This window comes from Actinomadura sp. NPDC000929 (genome assembly GCF_040492065.1).
Taxonomy (GTDB): Bacteria; Actinomycetota; Actinomycetes; order Streptosporangiales; family Streptosporangiaceae; genus Spirillospora; species Spirillospora verrucosospora.
Genome location: NZ_JBEUPA010000160.1, coordinates 1 through 18,422, shown reverse-complemented (window position 1 = coordinate 18,422; position 18,422 = coordinate 1). Strand labels below are relative to the sequence as shown.

General features: G+C 72.7%; 10 protein-coding genes. 3 read left to right on the top strand and 7 right to left on the bottom strand.

Going from position 1 to position 18,422, the window contains the following annotated elements:
• Positions 1–129: 129 nt before the first annotated feature.
• Positions 130–2,664, bottom strand: a complete 2,535-nt coding sequence (locus tag ABWI04_RS35865) for a collagenase (RefSeq protein WP_345180990.1) — start codon at positions 2,662–2,664, stop codon at positions 130–132.
• 316 nt (positions 2,665–2,980) lie between these two features.
• On the opposite strand from ABWI04_RS35865, the gene ABWI04_RS35860 reads away from it, so the two are divergent.
• Positions 2,981–4,585: an alpha/beta hydrolase gene (locus ABWI04_RS35860; protein WP_353835175.1), complete on the top strand. Its 1,605-nt coding sequence runs from the start codon at positions 2,981–2,983 to the stop codon at positions 4,583–4,585.
• Between the two features lie 41 nt (positions 4,586–4,626).
• Here the strand turns inward: ABWI04_RS35860 and ABWI04_RS35855 are convergent, their stop codons facing one another.
• The 6 genes from ABWI04_RS35855 to ABWI04_RS35830 form a co-directional block, all read right to left on the bottom strand.
• Positions 4,627–8,298: a glycosyl hydrolase gene (locus tag ABWI04_RS35855; RefSeq protein WP_353835174.1), complete on the bottom strand. Its 3,672-nt coding sequence runs from the start codon at positions 8,296–8,298 to the stop codon at positions 4,627–4,629.
• Between the two features lie 103 nt (positions 8,299–8,401).
• A complete protein-coding gene (locus ABWI04_RS35850) occupies positions 8,402–9,229 on the bottom strand; it encodes a carbohydrate ABC transporter permease (protein WP_353835173.1) in 828 nt (275 codons plus the stop codon).
• Positions 9,226–10,200: a carbohydrate ABC transporter permease gene (locus ABWI04_RS35845; protein WP_345175642.1), complete on the bottom strand. Its 975-nt coding sequence runs from the start codon at positions 10,198–10,200 to the stop codon at positions 9,226–9,228. Before ABWI04_RS35845 ends, ABWI04_RS35850 begins: the two co-directional genes overlap by 4 nt.
• Positions 10,201–10,202: 2 nt before the next feature.
• A complete protein-coding gene (locus tag ABWI04_RS35840) occupies positions 10,203–11,483 on the bottom strand; it encodes an ABC transporter substrate-binding protein (protein WP_345175643.1) in 1,281 nt (426 codons plus the stop codon).
• Positions 11,484–11,562: 79 nt separating this feature from the next.
• Positions 11,563–14,259, bottom strand: coding sequence for an alpha-L-rhamnosidase (locus tag ABWI04_RS35835; RefSeq protein WP_353835172.1), 2,697 nt, complete (start codon positions 14,257–14,259; stop codon positions 11,563–11,565).
• Between the two features lie 200 nt (positions 14,260–14,459).
• Positions 14,460–15,248, bottom strand: a complete 789-nt coding sequence (locus ABWI04_RS35830; protein WP_345175645.1) for a DeoR/GlpR family DNA-binding transcription regulator — start codon at positions 15,246–15,248, stop codon at positions 14,460–14,462.
• Between the two features lie 291 nt (positions 15,249–15,539).
• On the opposite strand from ABWI04_RS35830, the gene ABWI04_RS35825 reads away from it, so the two are divergent.
• Together ABWI04_RS35825 and ABWI04_RS35820 are read left to right on the top strand one after the other, a co-directional pair.
• Positions 15,540–16,763, top strand: coding sequence for a cytochrome P450 family protein (locus ABWI04_RS35825; RefSeq protein WP_353835171.1), 1,224 nt, complete (start codon positions 15,540–15,542; stop codon positions 16,761–16,763).
• A gap of 182 nt (positions 16,764–16,945) precedes the next feature.
• Positions 16,946–18,422, top strand: a 1,477-nt coding sequence (locus ABWI04_RS35820) for a sensor histidine kinase (protein ID WP_353835170.1), incomplete at its 3' end; no start/stop codon positions are given.

Here is an 18,422-nt window from a genome sequence, read left to right as displayed (position 1 = left end):
GCCCCTCCGGCTGGCCGCGGCCCCCCTGGTCCCCTCCCACTCCCCGGAGACCGCGCCGGCCGCCTCGTGCCTGGGCGGGGGCCGCACCTCGCGGTCCGGCCCCGGCGATCGGTTCTCGGGGTGGGGGGATCAGTACTCGGACTTCACCGTCACTCCGCTGAACGCCTGCTTGCCGTAGAGGCTGATGTAGTTGTAGCCCGCGGGCGGGTTGGTGATGGTCAGGGTCTCGCCGTTGCCGGCGTTGACGGACCTCTGGGTGTAGGACGTCGACGTGGCCCAGCTGGTGGGGCTGTAGTACAGGTCCGCGTCGCCGGTGCCGCCCGATGACGTGATCTTGATCGACCGCGTGCCGGCCGGCACGTACAGGTACAGGTAGGCCAGGTTGCCCTGGGTGGCCGACAGGTTGCTCCGCTGGCAGTTCTGCCCGAGCTGGCGGGTGTCCGTCCCGGTGCACTCGGTCGTCCCGCCGCCGCCTCCGGCCGACACCGCCAGCTGCTTGGTCGCGGTGCCGGTGGCGCCCTTGTCGTCGGTGACGGTGAGGGTGACGGTGTAGGTGCCGTCCGCGCCGTAGGTGTGGGACGGGTTGGCCGACGTCGAGGTGGCGCCGTCGCCGAAGTCCCACCGCCGGGAGGCGATGGTGCCGTCGGAGTCGGTGGACTGGTCGGTGAAGGAGACCGCCAGGCCGTTCGCCGAGGCGGAGAACCGCGCGGCCGGCGCCTGGTTGCCGCCGCCCCCGCCGCCGGCGCACGCGCCCGACGCGCACGCGGCGAGCCACGTCCACCAGTCGCTGTCGTAGCGGGTGCCGATCGTGCTGGTCAGGAACGTCCGGGCGGCGTTCCAGTTGCCGGTCCGGTAGTAGCCGAGGACGGTCGAGACGTCGCCCGGGTGCTTCTCGAACATGTACCGCACCGCGAGGTAGCCCCAGCGGTAGATGCGGGTCGTGTCATGGCTGTAGGTGGTGTCGAACAGCGTGCTGAGCGCGTAGGTGTTCCGCGCCGCCTCGGTGATCGCCGCGTCGTAGACCTCCTTGCGGTAGGAGTAGGAGACGTACTCGGCGAAACCCTCGATCCACCAGATCGTGGGGGTGGTGACGCCGGCGTTGAAGTCGCCGTACATGTCGAAGCGGCCGTCGAGGTAGTGCGTGTACTCGTGGTTGAGGTTCCAGATCTGGAACGCCGGGCGCACCCATTCGGCCTCGTAGGCGATGAACCGCGGCTGGTTGCCCGCGGCGGCCGGGTCGCCCTCCAGGTACATGCCGCCGTTGTTGGTGTCGATGCCGAACATCGCGCCGGCGTAGGTCTGGTAGTCGGTGCTCGAATCGAAGACGCAGACCTCGATCGTGGTGTTGTTGTCGTTCGCGACGGGCCGGTTCCCGTCCTTCACCAGGCCGTGGAAGTAGGCGTCCTGGTTCTGGAGGCTGGCGCAGCTGTCGGAGAGCTGGGCGGCCGTCATGTCCTGCGCCCGGATCTTGATGCTCGGACTGCAGGTGTGGTTGATGGTGAGGACGTTCGCGGCGAGCCGCTGCGCCAGGTCGCAGGTGCCGTAGTAGGAGCAGTTCGCCTTGTCGTAGTAGTCGGTCATCTCGGCGACGCCGACCCACAGCGGCGCGGTCTTCCCGGTCATGGCGCTCTGCCCGAGCAGCCCCTTGGCCAGCGGCCTGACCTTCGCCTGCATCGCGGTGTGCTGCACGAAGCGGGTCAGCTCGCGGCCCGCGTTGGACGTCAGGTAGCTGCGGTCGGTCCCGAGCAGGGAGAGGTGGCCCGAGGCGAAGGAGTTGAGCGTGTCGAGCACGCTCTGGTCGGCCTGGACCGCCGAGACGAACTCGGGGACCTGGTGGCCGCGGAACAGCACCGTGTAGACGTTGTTCACCGCGTTGAGCATCCACCAGGACGCGTCGTAGGAGCTGTTGTAGCCGGTCAGCAGCCGCTTGACCACGTAGAGGTAGCGGGCGTTCTCCTCCGCGCTGTCGATCAGCGTGACCGCCTCGGCGAGGACCTCGCCGTTGGCGTCGCTGACCGTCGACGACCGGGAGTTGCCGAAGAAGGCGTCCAGACCGGACTGGATCGCCGTCTTCAGCGTGGGGCCGTAGGTCCCCACGGTCGACGGGTTGTACCAGTGGACGTAGTAGCCGGCCCGCAGGTAGAGGACCAGCTGGGCCGTGCCGGTGGTGTTGTCGCCCGGGTAGGAGAGCCCGTTGTCGCGCAGCCCGTACGCGACGCTCGCCATCTGCGACTCCCGGAACGCGTAGTACGCGTCGGTGCCGGTGAGGCTGAACAGCGAGTTGACGCAGTCGGTCGTGGACGACTTGATCTGCTGGACGAGCGCGCTTCCGGAACGGCTCGTGAAGTCACTCGCGCTGCACGCGGCCGCGGCGGCCTTGGCGCTCGTCTTCGGGGCGGCCTTCATGGAAGGGCGCTTGTGCTCCGCCGGCTTCTTCGGCTGGTCGGGGCTGCTCTTCAGGTCGTTCTTGTCGGCGGAGAGCGGCGGCCGGTCCTTGGCGGGCAGCGGCGCCTTCTGGACGTGGCGCGCGTCGCCGCCGTCGGGGCGGACGCTGGCGGGAGGGGGTTTCGGGGCGGCGTTCGCGGGCGGGACGAGGAACGTCGTCCCGAGGGCCACCGCCATTGACGCCAGCAGGCAGCGGGTCGATCTGCGTCTGTTTCTCACGGGGGGTCTTCCTCCATGGGGCGGGCGTCCGGCAGGCGCGCCGGACGGAGTCGCAGGGCTCCGGGGTCCAAGGTCCGGAGGGTCGGGGAAGCGTGCGCCCGCAGTTTGTGGCGCGGAAACGACCCGTGGTCATACGCCGCGCCATCGATCTGGGTTATGGATCTCCCGGACGGATCCCCCCCGAAACGCGGGAAAGGAATTCGCCGAGGTGGCGCCCCCTTTCCGGCCGCGAGACGCCCCCGACGCCGTTTCCGGACAATGACGAAAGAAAGGTGAAATTGTACACTGCAATGTCACAACCACTCTGGAGGTGTCTGTGAGACGACGGAGCAGGACACGCGCGGGCGCCGCGCTCGTCGCGTGCGGCGGGATGCTGGCGGCCGCGGCGCTGGCCGGGCCACCGCCGGCGACCGCGCTGGCCGGGCCGCCGGCGACCGCGGCGGCCGGGGACCCGCCGCGCCTGGACTGGAAGCCCTGCGGCGACGCCGCGACCCCGGCCCTGCAGTGCGCGATGCTGGAGGTGCCCCTCGACCACGCCCGCCCGGACGGGCGCACGGTCAGGATCGCGCTGAACCGGCTCCCGGCCACCGCGCCCCCGGGCGAGCGGCAGGGGCCGATGCTGCTCAACCCGGGCGGGCCCGGAATCAGCGGGCTGTGGATGGCGAGCTGGATCCCCTCCAGGCTGCCGCCCGACGTCGCCGCCTCCTACGACTGGATCGGCTTCGACCTGCGCGGTTCCCAGCACAGCGAGCCGCGCATGTCCTGCGACCCGCACTACTTCGACGGCCCGCGGCCCGACTTCCAGGTCGACCAGGGCACCACGGAGGCGTGGCTGGCGAAGGCGGCGGGCTACGTCGCGAACTGCACCGAGAAGCACTCCCGGCTTCTGCCGCACCTGTCGACGGTCGACCACGTCCGGGACATGGAGTCGATCCGCCGGGCGCTCGGCGCCGAGAAGATCAACTTCTTCGGATGGTCGTACGGCACCACGCTCGGCTCGACGTACGCCCAGTTCTACCCGGGGCACGTCCGCCGCTTCGTCCTGGACAGCATCGTCGGGCCGTCCGTCTCCTGGTACGACCACAACGTCCTCCAGGACCTGCAGCACGAGAAGCGGTTCAAGGCGTTCACCGCGTGGGTCGCCAAGGCCGACGGCGTCTACCACCTCGGCACCGACCCCGCCGGGGTCGAGGCCAAGTGGTACGCCATGCGCACCCGCCTGCGCGAGCACCCCGTCGGCCGGATCGGGCCCGACGAGTTCGACGACACGCAGGTCGCGGGCGGCTACGACGTCCTCCGGTGGCCCCGGCTCGCGACGGTGCTGGCGGCGTACACCAACTCGGGAGACACCGCGCCCCTCGCCACCGCGTACGAGCGCTACGCGGCGCCGGACCCGGCGGACGACTCCTTCGACCTCTACAACGCCGTGATGTGCAGCGACAGCAAGTGGCCGCGCGACTTCCGGTACTGGCGCAAGGACCAGGCGAAGGTCAACGAGAAGGCGCCCTTCTACACCTACAACAACATGTGGTTCAACGCGGGCTGCCTGACCTGGCCCGTCAAGGCGGGGCACCGGCCCAGGATCACCGGGAAGGGACTGCCGCCCCTGCTGCTGTTCCAGGCGACGGACGACCCGGCGACACCGTACGAAGGCGGCCTCGACATGGCGCGGGCCCTGCCGAGCGCACGCCTCGTCGTGGAGAGGGGCGGCGGCAGCCACGCCATCACGTTCGCGGGCAACACATGCCTCGACGACCTCCTGGTCGACTATCTCCGCGGCGGAAAGGTGCCGCCGGACCGCGGCCTGGTAGACCGCACCTGCGCCAAGAACCCTGACCCGGCGCCGGTCTGGGTCACGCCCGCCCCGGCCGTGGCCTCGGGCACGCAGGCGACCGCCGTTCCGCGCCAGTTCGTGAGGTGACGCGGGCCCCGGCCGCCGCGCGGCGCTACCGTCCCGTTCGGTCAGCGCCCGCCGGCGGCCGGGGCCTCCACGAGCAGTCGGACGGGGCCGAAGAGGCCCGAGACTCGCTGGCCCTGAAAGACGAAATGCGTGGGGCTGACCTCGTCGAGGTAGGGCGCGAGGGTTCCGCAGACGAGGATCTCGATCTCGTTGTCGCCTTCGCGCAGGGCCGCTCCGATGTCGAAGCGGTACGGGGCGCAGATGCGCACCCCGGCCGGGTCGCCGTTGACGGTGACTTCGGCGGTGCCGCGCACCCGTCCGAGGTCGAGCGTGACCGCGCCCGCGGGCATGGTGAGGCGGAACGAGCGCCGGTAGCGGACGGCGCCGCTGTAGCCGGCGAGTCCCGCGTCCTCCCAGTCGCCCAGCCCGATGGTTCCGCGACCCACGGTGAAACGCACCGGCCCCGCGAGCGCCGCGCCCGCCCGGTGACCGGGGAGGGTGCGAATCCGCAGCTCCGCCGTCCGGCCGGATGGAGCCTCCGGGCCCGGCAGCGCCATCTCGGGGGCCGGGGACAAAGGCTCCCCGTCCAGAGTCGCTTCCAGCAGTTCACCGCGGACGTCGACGGCCATACCCGTCGCCCCGGGCGGGACGGCGAAACGCAGCCTCTCCACCCGCGGTGCCGCGTCCGGCATCGCGAGCGTCGCCGGGAGGACGACGCCCGTCTCCCGGTCGTCCTCAAGCCATGCCGCGCCGGGCAGCGGATGAGGCCGCCGCCGCAGGTGCAGGGACGCCGGGTCGCCGTACTGCGCGCGCCGCGCCGCGACGGGCACCGGGGCGCCGTCGCGCGTCGCGGTCCAGCTGGCGCCGGACACGACGGGTCCGTCCACGAGGACCTCGGGAGGCGGGCCGCCTTCGGTGAGGACCAGGGCCAGGTCGCCGCCCGCCACGCGGTAGCGGCCGACGCGCGGGACCTCCTGCTCGGCGTACGGGTCGAATCCCCCCTGGCGGCCGACCTCCTCGCCGTCGACGAGGACGCGGCAGGGCGCGGCCGAGGCCACCTGGATCGTCGCGCCGTCGGCCGACTCCGGGAGCGGGACGCGGAGCGCGATCTCGGCTCCCGGCCGCGCGGGGCCCGCCGCCGTGATCCACTCCGGCCGCCGGTAGCGCTCGCGGTCGGTGACGACGGCGAGGTGGGCCCGCAGCCGGACGTCCTCGTCGGGGACCAGCCGGACCTCGACGTCATGCTCACCGGCGGGGACCGGCACCTCGGCGATCGCCAGATGGCCCCGGTCGTCCAGGGGGACGGCGGCGCCGTCCACTCGCAGCGTCTTGGCGGCCGCGGCGCCGACGGCCACGAAGCCGCCGTCACCGGGCACGGTCAGGCGGGTCCGGAACACGACCGCGTCCCCGGACCGCACCTCCCCGAAGTCGAGGAACTCCTCAGGCACGTGTCCCTTGGGGCCGAGGAAGGCGCGGTGCAAGGTGTCCTTGCGGATGCCGCGGGAGTCGGAGTACACCGAGGGCCGCCATCGCCCCTCGCTCTCCCTGGACCAGACACCGTGCGGGCCGAACGTCGCGTGCGCCTCGGACCACGCCGGCTCCGCCTCCGGTCGGTGACTCATGGTCCAGCGTTCCAGGAGAACGTCCTGACCGGCGGGTCTGGCGAAATCGCCCCAGGCGTTGTCGAGCGTCGGAACCAGGTCCATCGTCCAGGACGTGCCGAGGTCGAGGAGGGTCTGCTGCCTCGCGGGGGCCGGATCCGGCGCCGCGACATCCTCGCCGCCGGGGAAGAGGAGCAGCGCGGCGGGCCCGTCGTCGAACGGGACGACGATCTCGACGGACGTCCCGTCCACCGCGCGCGTCTCCAGCCGGCGCGGCGGACCCCCGAACGGGCTCGCGAGGAACGCCGGGCCGCGCACGCCCCGGACCCGCACCCGCATGTCCCGCAGGTACCGGCCGGGATCGAAGTCGTAGGTCACGTCGAGCCAGCCGAGGTCGGCCCCGCGCTCGTCGGGCCGCCCCACCGACACGCGGCTGGCCATCGACGGCGCGGCCGTCAGGAACACCAGCGTGGTGCCGTCGACCTCCCGGACGAGGGCGGGCACCGGCGCGTCCACCCGGCGGACGCCGGCGAGCGCGGCGCCGAGAGCTCCGGTGTCCGGCACGACCTCCAGCACGGCGCGGAGCCCGGCCACCGCCTCGTCCGCGCCCGGGTCGCCGACCCCGCGACGAGGCGGCGCGCCGACCGCGACGACACGGCCGCCGTCCTCGGCGAACGCGGTGAGCCTGCGGGCCGTCTCCCCTTCCAGTACCGCGCAGGACGGGAGGAGGACGACGCCGTACGACTCGTCCGCGACGTCCAGCCGTCCTTCGGCGACCCTGGCACGCTGCACGGAGTCGTCGTCCACCACGTCGGCGTCGATCCCCAGCTGGTCGAGCACGCCGGGCACCATCCGGAACCAGGCCATGTCGCCGACCAGTTCCCGGTAGGTCTCCTGCGCCAGCACGGCGTCCGGGTCCACGCCGTCGAGCCGCGTCCCGGCCTGCGCGGTCGCGGTCGGGAACAGCACGGCCACGTCGCACACGTGCCGCCCCAGAGAGAGGGCGGCGCAGAGCCTGGCGACGGCGTCCGCGAAGACACGGTGGTGCCGCCAGTAGGGCTGACGCCAGTCGGTGGACGGCGGCGCCCACTCCCACCAGCCCGCCTTGGTCGTGTAGTAGACGGCATGCGGGTTGTAGAGGGTCGCCCCAGAGCGCAGCCACGGCAGCAGCCAGTCGAAGGTCTCCTCCAGCGTCCCGCCCCAGCCGCTGGAATGGAACGCCTCGATCCAGGTCCGGTCCCGGCCGTACAGGTGCGCGAGCGACGAGTGGACGCGGGCGTCGCCGTGGTGGTCGGACCCGGGAGCGCCGAACCAGCGGTGCGTGCGCGCGTAGTCGGCGTACAGCCTGACCCCGTCCACGGGAAGCCCGGCCCGCGCCGGGTCCTGCTGGTCGCAGCCGTGCAGCAGCCCGTACCGCTCGTGCCATTCGGCCAGCGGCCGGAAGAACGCGTCCTCGGCCAGCTCGGCGCGGGTGAGATGGTAGTCGCGGCGGATCCGGAAGGCGTCCTCGCCGCCGCTCCCCCACAGCGCCGCGAGGTGCGGTCCCAGGTCGTAGCCGCGGCGCCGCGCGAACTCGCCGGCGAACCCCTCCGACCAGGTCGGCAACGACGGCAGCTCGTCCTGGAACGACCCCACGATCACCTTGCCGAGCCGGTGCCCCAACCGCCGCGCGAACTCGCCGTGCACGCGGTCGAGGAGCGCCGCGCACGCCTCCGCCGACAGGTAGTCGAAGCCGCGCACGTCCGCCGTCCCGTCCGGCCGGAGCCAGCGCCCCGCGTACTCCGGGACGTCGCGCACCAGGCGGGCCTGCAGGTCGGCGCCGGAGAACCCGAGCTGGTCGTAGAACCACAGGGACACGCCCAGCTCGGCGGCGTCCTCGCAGACCGCGTCCAGCAGGTCCCACCACTCGGTGGAGAAGAACGGCGGATCGTCGGCGTCCGAGCCGAACATCGGACCGGACGGCGCCAGGTTCAGCACGACCAGGTTGTGGACGCCGCCCTCGGCGAACCGTTCGAGCTGGTCGCGCAGCCGCCGCCGGTCGAGCCGCTCCCCGCTCCACCACCAGATGGGCGCGGGCGAGAACGCCCGCGGCGGCACGTCCAGCACCTCCCCCAACCGCCCCGAAATTCTCATGCCCTGCTCCCTGTGGGGGGCGACCCCCCACACCCCCCGGTTCGCTCCGCTCATCCCTGCTCCCTGTGGGGGGCGACCCCCCACACCCCCCGGTTCGCTCCGCTCATCCCTTGAGCCCGCTCGCAAACCCCTTGATCACATACCTCTGCAGCACCAGGAAGATCACGATGATCGGGAGGGCGGCGAGGACCAGGCCGGCGAAGACCAGGCCGTAGTCCGAGACGTACTGGCCCACGAAGGCGAAGACCCGCACCGGCACCGTCTCGCGCGCCGATCCGCCCAGGTACAGCAGCGGTGTGAAGAAGTCGTTCCAGATGAACACGGCGTTGAGGATCAGCACCGTGCCGGTGATCGGCCGCAGCAGCGGGAACACGACCCGGGTGAAGGCCTGCAGGTGGCCCGCGCCGTCGATCAGCGCCGCGTTGGCGTAGTCGCCCGGCAGCGCCCGGATGAACCCCGTGTACAGGAAGATCGTGAACGGCAGCTGGATGCCGGTGTAGAAGATGATCATCCCTTGGTAGGTGCCGAGCAGGCCCGCCGAGTCGGCGAGCTTGAACAGCGGGATCATGCCGAGCTGGAACGGCAGCACGATGCCGAGCAGGAACAGCACGTACAGCGTGAAACCGAGCCGCGTGGCGCAGCGGGCCAGGAAGTAGGCCGCGAACGCCCCGATCGCGATGAGCGCCACCAGGCTCACCACCGTGATCACCGTGCTGTTCACCAGCGCCGAGCCGAGCGAGGCCCGCGACCAGGCGTCGGAGTAGTTGCCGAACGTCGGCGACGACGGCGGCGCCAGCGGCGCCGAGGCGATCTGCTGCTTGTCCTTCAGCGACAGCGTGATGAGCGCGTACACCGGGAACAGGAACGCCAGCGCGACCGCGATCATCACGACTTCCAGGGCGAACGTGCGCAGTCCGTAACGCAGGCTCATGCCACCTCCCGACCGCGCAGGTACCGGATCTGGATCAGCGAGACCGCGGCGACGAACAGCGCCAGGACCAGCGCGATCGCCGTGCTGTAACCGTAGTTGCCGAACACGAACGCCTGCTTGTACAGGACGGTCGACAGCGTCTCGCTGGCGTGGCCGGGCCCGCCGCTCGTGGCCGCGTAGACCTGGTCGAACAGCTTGAGCCCGCCGATGGTCGACAGCATGACGTTGATCGTGACGGCGGGCGCGAGCAGCGGCCAGGTGACGCTGCGGAACCGCTGGAACCGCCCGGCGCCGTCGATCATCGCGGCCTCGTGCAGCTCCGCGGGCACGCCCTCCAGCCCGGCCAGGAAGATGACCATCGAGTATCCGGAGAACTGCCAGATCACCATGCCGGCCACCGACCACAGCGCGAGCGAGGGGTCGCCGAGCCAGTCCTGACGCAGGGAGCCGAGCCCCACCGCGCCGAGGATCCCGTTGAGCCCCGCGTCCGGCGCCGGGTTGTAGACGTACTTCCACAGGAACGCGACCATCACGGGGCTGACGACCGCGGGCGCGAAGAAGACGACCCGCAGCACCGCGCGCGACCGGATGCGCGTGTGCACGCCCAGCGCGAGCAGCAGCCCGATGCCGTTCTGGACGACCACGATCGCGACCGTCAGCAGCAGCGTGTTGACCAGCGACCCGCGCGCGGCGTCGTCCCGCAGCAGGCGGCCGAAGTTGTCGACGCCGACGAACGACCGGTCGCCGATGCCGTTCCAGTCGGTGAAGGCGTAGACGATCCCGCTGGCGCTCGGATACAGGACGATCAGCGCGTACACCAGCAGGGCGGGCGCGGCGAACCACCACGGCGGGGTCAGGAAGCCGCCGCGCCGGCGGCGGCGGGGCGGCGCCGGGAGGCGCGCCGCGCTCTCGGGAGGTCCCGCGGCACCGGCCGCCGAGGCGGCCGGTGCCGGACGTGCGGTCGGGGGCACGGCTACTTCTTCCGGTAGGTCTCGTCCAGCTTGGCCAGGCCCGCGGCCACCGTCGTCTTGCCCGCGAGCAGCTCCTGCACCAGCGCGAAGTGGGCGGGCTGCACCTCGGCGTTCGGCCACGCCTGGTCCATGAACGGGTCGGCCTTGTCGCCGTCCAGGTACGGCAGGAACGGCTCCAGGACCGGGTCGATCTTGGAGGAGGAGTCGCGGACGAGCGGGACGCAGGCGACGGCCTCGGCCCAGCGGTTGATGTTCTGCTGCTCGCCGAGGAACTCGACGAACTTCTCGGCGGCCTCCTTGTTCTTGCTGCGGGCGCTGACGCCGAGCCCCACGACGACCCCGGCGGGGATCCGCACCTGGGCCGCGTCGTCCGCGCCCGGCACCGGGAACATCGACAGGTCGGCGGCGTTCGCGGCGGCCTTGCGGAAGTCGGGCAGGACGGCCGAGACCTGGATCGCCATGGCGGCCTTGCCGGTGGCGACCATGGACGTCTGCTGCTCGAAGGTCGTGCCGTTGGGGTTGTCGTTGAAGTACCCGCGCTTCTGCAGGTCCAGGTACATCTCGAGGGCCTGCACCCAGCCGGACTGGGCGAAGGACGCCGACCCCGCCTGCATCTGGCTGTCGAACTGCGGGTTCTTGGCGTACACGGTGGACGGCACCAGCGCGTAGGTGATCAGCTGCGTGACCCAGGGGGTCTGCGCGCCGAGCGCGATCGGGACCGTGCCCTTCTTCTTGAGCTTCTCGCAGACGTCGAGGAACTCGCTCCAGGTCTTCGGCGGTTCCACTCCGGCCTTCTCGAAGACCTTCGTGTTGTAGATGGCGCCGATGACGCTCGACCCGGCGGAATAGATGAAGGTCTTGCCGTCCTTCTGGAACGCCGGCTTCAGGCTCGCCGGGATCTTCTTCGTCCACGCCTGGCCGCTCAGGTCGGCGAGCAGCCCGGCCTGGGCGATCTGCGCCATGCTCATGGCGCTGCCGTTGCCCGGGTAGACGACGTGCAGGTCGGGGGCGTTGCCCGCGCCGAGCTGGGTGCGCACCGACGTCTGCACCTGGTCGGTGGGTGCGAACGAGGTGCTGAACTTGGCGCCGGTGTAGGCCTTGGTGAGCAGGTCGAGCGCCTTCTGCTGGTCGGCGACGCCCACCAGGCGCAGGGTCCCCGAGCCGCCGGACGACCCCCCGCAGGCGGCCAGTCCCGCCGGCAGCGCGGCCGCGGCCGCGACTCCTCCGGTCATCCGCAGGAATCCTCGGCGGCTGAGGGCCGCGTTCTGGAACGACGATGTCATCTTTCCTCCTCGCGTTCGCGGCGCGGACCGCCGGGGTGGCGGCGGTCCCGGCCGCGGCCGTCCCGCGCGGGGACGGACGTCATTGAAGGGCCGCCGTGAAGCGGTAGTCCCCCGAGCCGGTCCGGCAGCGGAGCTCCCCCCGCGCCGTTCCGGCGACCGAGACCCCGGGGGCGTCCGCCACCGGGATCCCGCTCTCGCGCACACCGTCCGGGTCGTCGGTGGGGATGTGGACGGTGGCGGTCGCGCCCGGCGGCACCGCCACCCGCAGTTCGAACACGCCGTCGCGGCGGGTCCAGGCGGTGGAGACGGCGCCGCGCACCGACTCGTAGCGGGCGCTCGCCGCCGTGAGCCCGCCGGGCCTCGGCCGGATCAGCAGGTCGCGGTAGCCGGCCGAGCCGGGCGCCTGGTCGAGGCCGGCGACACCCCGGTAGAGCCACTCGCCGACCGAGCCGAGCGCGTAGTGGTTGAAGGAGTTCATCGCCGCGGCCTGGAACCCGCGCTCGGCGGTGTAGCCGTCCCAGCGCTCCCATACGGTGGTCGCGCCGTGCCGCAGCGGGAACAGCCAGGACGGCGGGTCGGTGCGGCGCAGCAGGGCGTGCGCGAGGTCGGCGCGGCCGTGCGCGTCGAGGACCGGCGCGATCAGCCCCACGCCGAGGAACCCGGTGGTGAGGCCGGGCCCGGCCTCCTCGACGAGTTCGGCGAGGCGGCGCACCGCGCCCGGCACGAGCTCGCCGGGGAGCAGCTCGAACGCCAGGGCCAGCAGGTAGGCGGTCTGGGTGTCGCCGGCGACCCGCCCGTCCGGCGACGTGAACCGCTCGGCGAACGTCTTGCGGACGTGGGCCGCGAGCGCGCCGTACCGGGCCGCGGCCTCGTCCGCGCCGAGGATCTCGGCGGCGCGCGCCGTCAGCGCGGCGCTGCGGGCGAAGTAGGCGGTGGCGAGGACGTCGCGCGGGGTGGGGGCGGGCGCGAGCCAGTCGGCGAAGTGCGGGCCGGTGCGGCGGGTCCACACCAGGTCGGGGTTGTGCCGGTGGACGTGGTCGACCCAGGCGCACATGGCGTCGAGGTTGCGCTCAAGGAAGCGCTCGTCCCCGTACACGCGGTAGAGGTGCCAGGGGACGAGGACGCCCGCGTCGCCCCAGCCGGGCGCGCCCTCGTCGGCCACGCCCGCGATCCTCGGCGCCACGTTGCCGAACGCGCCGTCCGGCGACTGGGCGCCGCGCACCTCGCGCAGCCAGCCGTCGAAGAACGCGGCGACGTCGGCGTTGAGGCACGCGGTCGGCAGGAAGACCTGCGCGTCGGCCAGCCAGCCGAGCCGCTCGTCGCGCTGCGGGCAGTCGGTGGGGACGCTGACGAAGTTGGAGCGCTGCCCCCAGGAGATCGCCTGGTGGAGGCGGTCGACGTCCGGGTCGGAGCAGGTGAACTCCCCCGCCCAGGGCGTGTCGCTGTGCAGCACCACGCCGGTGACGTCGGCCGCGTCGAGCGCGCCCAGGCCGGTCACCTCGGCGTACCGGAAGCCGTGGTAGGTGAAGCGCGGCTCGAAGACGGCCTCGGCGTCCTCGCCCGCGATCAGCACGTCCGTCGCGTCGGCGGTGCGCAGGTTGGCGGTGTAGAGCGCGCCCGCCTCGTCCAGGGCCTCGCCGTGCCTGACGACCACCCGGTCGCCCGGGGTCAGGCCGCGGGCGGTGAGCCGGACGCGTCCGGCGAAGTTCTGCCCGAAGTCGACCAGGAACCGGTCGCCGGCGATGCGGGCGACCGACCGCGCCGGCAGCTCGCGGACGGCGCGGACCGGCGGCGCGACCGTGGCGGTGAGCCTGCTCCGGTCGGTGGCGGCGACCCAGGCGGGAAGCCATCCCGCGCGGTCGCGGTCGCCGGCGGGCAGGTCCCAGCCCGGGGTCTCGCGGCGCAGGTCGTGGCACTCCCCCATGAGCAGGTCGGCGTACCGGACGGGCGACCGCGCGCTCTGCCAGTCGCCGCCGGTCGCGATCACGTCGGTGGTCCCGTCGGCGTGCACGAGGTGCAGCTCGGCCAGCAGTTGGGGGAACGTTCCGTAATGCGCGCCCGAGCGGCGCTCGTCGAAGCCGACGAACCCGCTCCACCAGCCGTCCGCGACCGTGGCGGCCAGCATGTTGGCGCCCGTCCGGACCAGGTCGGTGACATCGTGGACCTGGTAGTCGACGCGGTCCCGGTAGTCCGTCCAGCCGGGGGCGAGCTCGGCGTCCCCGACCCGCGCGCCGTTGAGGCGCATCTCGTAGACGCCGCGGGCGGTGACGTAGAGGCGCGCGGCGACCGGCGCGGCGGCGGCCTCGAACGCCTTCCGCAGCCGGACGGCGGGCTGGAGGCCGTGGTCGGCGAGGGCGAGCTCGCCCTCCTCGGGCGCGTCCACGACGTCCTGGACGGACGGGTCGTGCGTGATCCAGGCGGCCGACCACGCGGACGGGCTCAGCATCCCGGTCTCGAACCAGGACTCCTCCCGCGAGGAGGCGCCGGCCGCGTCGGTGACCGTGACCGTCCAGCGGTAGCGGGTGCGGGGCCGCAGGGCGGGGCCGCGGTAGCGGACGGAGACGGCGGACGGGTCGGCCACGGCGCCGGTGTCCCAGACCCGGGCGCCGTCGTCGGCGTGGACCCGGACCTGGAAACCGGCGGGCGCGTCGCCGCGCCGGCCGGAGGCCAGCCGCCACGACAGAAGCGGCGCGGGCTCGTCGACCCCGAGCGGCTCCGCCCGGTGGTCGCAGCGGAGGCCGTACGGCGCGAGACCTCGGCCCAGGGAACCCGTCACTCACCCACTCCGATCGCAATCCCAACAAGGTGGGCTGTGAAGTTAACGTTAAAAAATGTGAGCTTGAGAGTAGGAGGGTGCCGAACAGGGTGTCAAGGTGCAGGATCCGGTCGATTTCGGCCGTACCAAACCGGTGGGGGGAACGCCGTCGCCGGCGCGTCCGAGGGACTCGCCGGCGCCCGTGACCGGGGGGACCGCCGTCAGGCGGTCGCCAGCTCGTAGGCCACCTTGTGCTCGTCGAGCTCGCGCAGCGCGTCGGCCCCGGCGCCGTCGTCGACGATGACGCGGTCGAACGCCGACAGCGGCGCCACCCGGTGCAGCGCCACCCGGCTGAGCTTGGAATGGTCGATCAGCAGCACGCTGCGGGCCGCCGCGCCGAGCATCGCGCGCTTCACCGAGACGATGCGCTGCTCCTGGTGGTAGGCGAACCCGCCGGACACCGCGGAGGTCGACACGAAGCACAGGTCCACGTTGAGCGCCTCGATCGCGTCCACGCACGAGACGCCGAGGAACGAGTCGTGCAGCGGGTCGTAGTCGCCGCCGAGCGCCATCAGCCGGATGTCGCGCTCGGCGGACAGCAGGTTGACGGCCTGGAGGAAGTTGGTGACGACCGTCAGGGGGGCCACGCCGGCCAGCCTGCGCGCCAGCGCCAGCGCCGTGGTGGAGTCGTCCAGCATGACCGCCATGCCCGGCTCGATCATCTCGACGGCCAGGGCGGCGACGGCGTCCTTCGCGGGCCGCATCGACTTCATCCGGTAGGCGACGCTGCTCTCGAACACTCCGGACGGCTGCGCGGTCACCCCGCCGCGGTGCTTGCGGACGACGCCCTGGCGTGCGAGCTCGTCGAGGTCGCGGTGGATCGTCATGAGGCTGACGCCGAAGCGCTCGGCGAGCCCGGCGGCCGAGACCGAGCCGGCGGACAGGACGATGTCGGCGATGTCCTGCCGGCGCCGCTCCGGTCCCCGCGCGCCTCCGCCCTGCTCGACCATCCGGAACCTCCCGTGGCCGGCGCGCGCGACGGGCTGTCGCGGAGGCCGGGCGCCACACAAGGTAACACGTTCGGATGGTTTGTTAACACACGGGTCAGCCGGGTTGACGCGGCCCGTCGGAGCGCCGCCGCGTGCGCGGCCTCCGCGTCCCGCGGCGCCGCTCCGCCCCCCTCCGCGGCGCGAGTACCACACGATCGAAATAACACCTAATTCGTGAATATCTTGCCGCGAGGTGATCATGGGGGAAAGGATGGGCCCTCTGTCACTTACCTCATCTCCGAATGGGACAGAATGACGACGAGCCCCCTTCCTCCCTTTCCCGCCGCGGACGAGAGCCCGCTCGACACGTGCCTGCGGCTGCGGGAGATCGCTCCCGTGGTCGAGGTGGAGTTCCCCGGCGGCGTGCCCGCCTACCTGGCGCTGACCCACGACGCCGTCCGGGAGATCCTCGCCGGGGACAACCGGACCTTCCTGCGGGAGCCGGAGCACTGGCCCGCGCTGCACGACGGGTCGATCCCCGAGGACTGGCCGCTGCGCGCCATCGTCGAGGGCGGTCACCTGTCCACCAAGGACGGCGCCGACCACCGGCGGCTGCGCGGCCTGGTCGGCAAGGCGTTCACGCCCGCGCGGGTGAAGGCGCTGGAGCCGCGCGTCCGGCAGATCGTGGAGGGCCTGCTCGACGACGTGGTGACCGCGGGGGACGTCGTCGACATCGTTCCCGCCTTCACCGAGGCACTGCCCATCTGGGTGATCTGCGAATTGTTCGGTGTCCCCACCGAGGACCGGCCCCGCGTGCGCGAGTGGACCGCCGCGCTTCTGGCGCACACCACTCCGCCGGAAAAGGCGTTCGCGACGCAGAACGCCCTTCAGGCCTATCTGCACCAGCTGGTGGAGAACAAGCGCCGGACTCCCGGCGACGACCTCACCACCGGCCTGGTCCAGGCCAGCGACGAGGGCGACAAGCTCACCACCGACGAGCTGGTCGGCGTGCTGTGGCTGATGCTGATCGCCGGCCACGAGACCACCGTCCACCTCCTCGGGCACGCCATCATCGCGCTGTCCCAGAACCCCGACCAGCTCGAACTGGCCAAGGCCGGCGACCGCTGGGACGACGTGGTCGAGGAGACCCTGCGCTACCGCCACTCGGTCATGATGACCAGCTTCCGCTTCACCGCGGACGACGTGACGATCGCCGGGGTGCGGATCCCCAAGGGCCAGGCCGTCGGCGTCGTCTACCAGGCGAGCGGCCTCGACCCGGCCGAGCACGGCGAGGACGCCGACCGCTTCGACATCACCCGGGAGCAGAACGCCCGCCTCGTGTTCGGCCATGGCCCCCGGTACTGCATCGGCGCGTCGCTGGCCCGCCTGGAGGGCCGGCTGGCGCTCGCCGCTCTGTACCGGCGGCTGCCGGAGCTCTCCCTCGCCGTCGACCCGGACGACGTCCCCTACTCGCCGTCGTTCTTCACCGTCGGCCCGCTCAGCCTGCCGGTCGCCCTCGGCCCCGTCCGGCCCTGACGGCCCGTCCCGGTCCGGCGGCCGAGGCCGCCGGACCGGGACGGAACGACCATTTTCTGTGATCACCTGTGTGCCCCCGGCATTTTGGTGCATCCTTGTCACGCCTTATACCGATATGACCACCGTGCAGTGGGTCGAGGAGTCCTGCACACCAGTCACCGACGCTCACAGGGACGAGAGGGATGGCAACGGGAGCGGATCGAGCACCCACCGAGCGCGCCGCGCTGGAACGCGCCTTCTGGGTCTGGCTGATCGTGGCGATCGTCGGCGGCGGCGCCTGGCTCGGAGCACTTCTGGCCGTGGACCAGGGCTCGCGGACCGTCGTCGCCGTGGGCGGCGGCGCGGGGACGCTCCTGGTGAGCCTCCTCGCCGGGACCGCGGCCTACTACGCCGAGTGCGCGCGAGCCGCCCGCGCCCGGCTGGCCCGGGTCGAGGGCGAGAGCGACCTCCTGGAGCGCCGGCTCCACGAGCTGGTCGACGGTCCCCTCCCGGCGCTGATCGAGCGGCTCCACGCCGGAGCCTCGCCGGACGAGACCCTGACCGAGCTGCAGGCCGTCCCGAACCACCTGCTGGGCCGCCTGGTGCGCCTGGTCGCGGAGGGCGTCGCCGCGAGCGAGCGGCACGCGTCCCGGGCCGAGGCCGAGCTGGCCGCCCTGGAGGAGGAGGTCGACCGGCTCGCCGACTCGACGCTGCCCGTCCTCATCGAGCGGATCCGCGGCGACCGCGCCTCGGCCGCGTCCGTGCTGGCCGAGTTCCCGGCGCCCGCGCACGCCGCGCTCGACCGGCTCCTGCGCGCGCTCGCCGACGACGTGGCCGCCGGGGAGCGCACCCGGGCGGCGGCCATGGCGGCCTCCGCCGCCGCGGCGGCGCGGATCCAGGCGCAGACGACCCGCATGCTCGCCCAGCTCCGGGAGCTGGAGGACCGCTACAGCGAGGACGACGTCTTCGGCGACCTGCTCGACCTCGACCACCACGTCTCCCAGATGGGGCGCCTCGCCGACAGCATCGCGCTGCTCAGCGGCGGGCGCTCGGGGCGTCGCTGGACCAAGCCCATCGTGCTGGAGAGCGTCATCCGCGGCGCCATGGGGCGGATCGCCTCCTACCAGCGCGTCCAGTACCACTCGACCAGCACCGCCGCCATCGCCGGCTTCGCCGCCGAGGGCGTCATGCACGCGCTGGCCGAGCTGATGGACAACGCGGCCAACTTCTCCCCGCACGGCTCGGCCGTGCACGTCTACGCGGAGGAGGAGGACGCCGGGATCGTCATCACGATCGAGGACAGCGGGCTCGGGATGCGCCAGCGCGAGCGGGAGCGCGCCGAGCGGCTGGTCTCCGACGCCGCCGACCTGACGTCGCTGCCCGGCACCCGGCTGGGCCTCGCGGTGGTCGGGCGGCTGGCGGGCAAGCACGGCCTGCGCGTCAACTTCCGGCCGTCCTCGCGCGGCGGCGTCGGCGTCGTCGTGCTGATCCCGCGCCAGCTCGTCACCCACTCCGTCGGCGCCGCCGGCGCGGGAACCCTGGCGGAGTCCATCCGCAGCGCGCCCAGGAGCACCGGCGCGCGCGCCACCCGGCCCGCCCGCGAACCCGCCCCGGCCCTGGCCGCCGCGGCGGCGCCCCCGGCGCCCGCGGCGGACGGCTCCGACCCGGCGGCGAACCTGC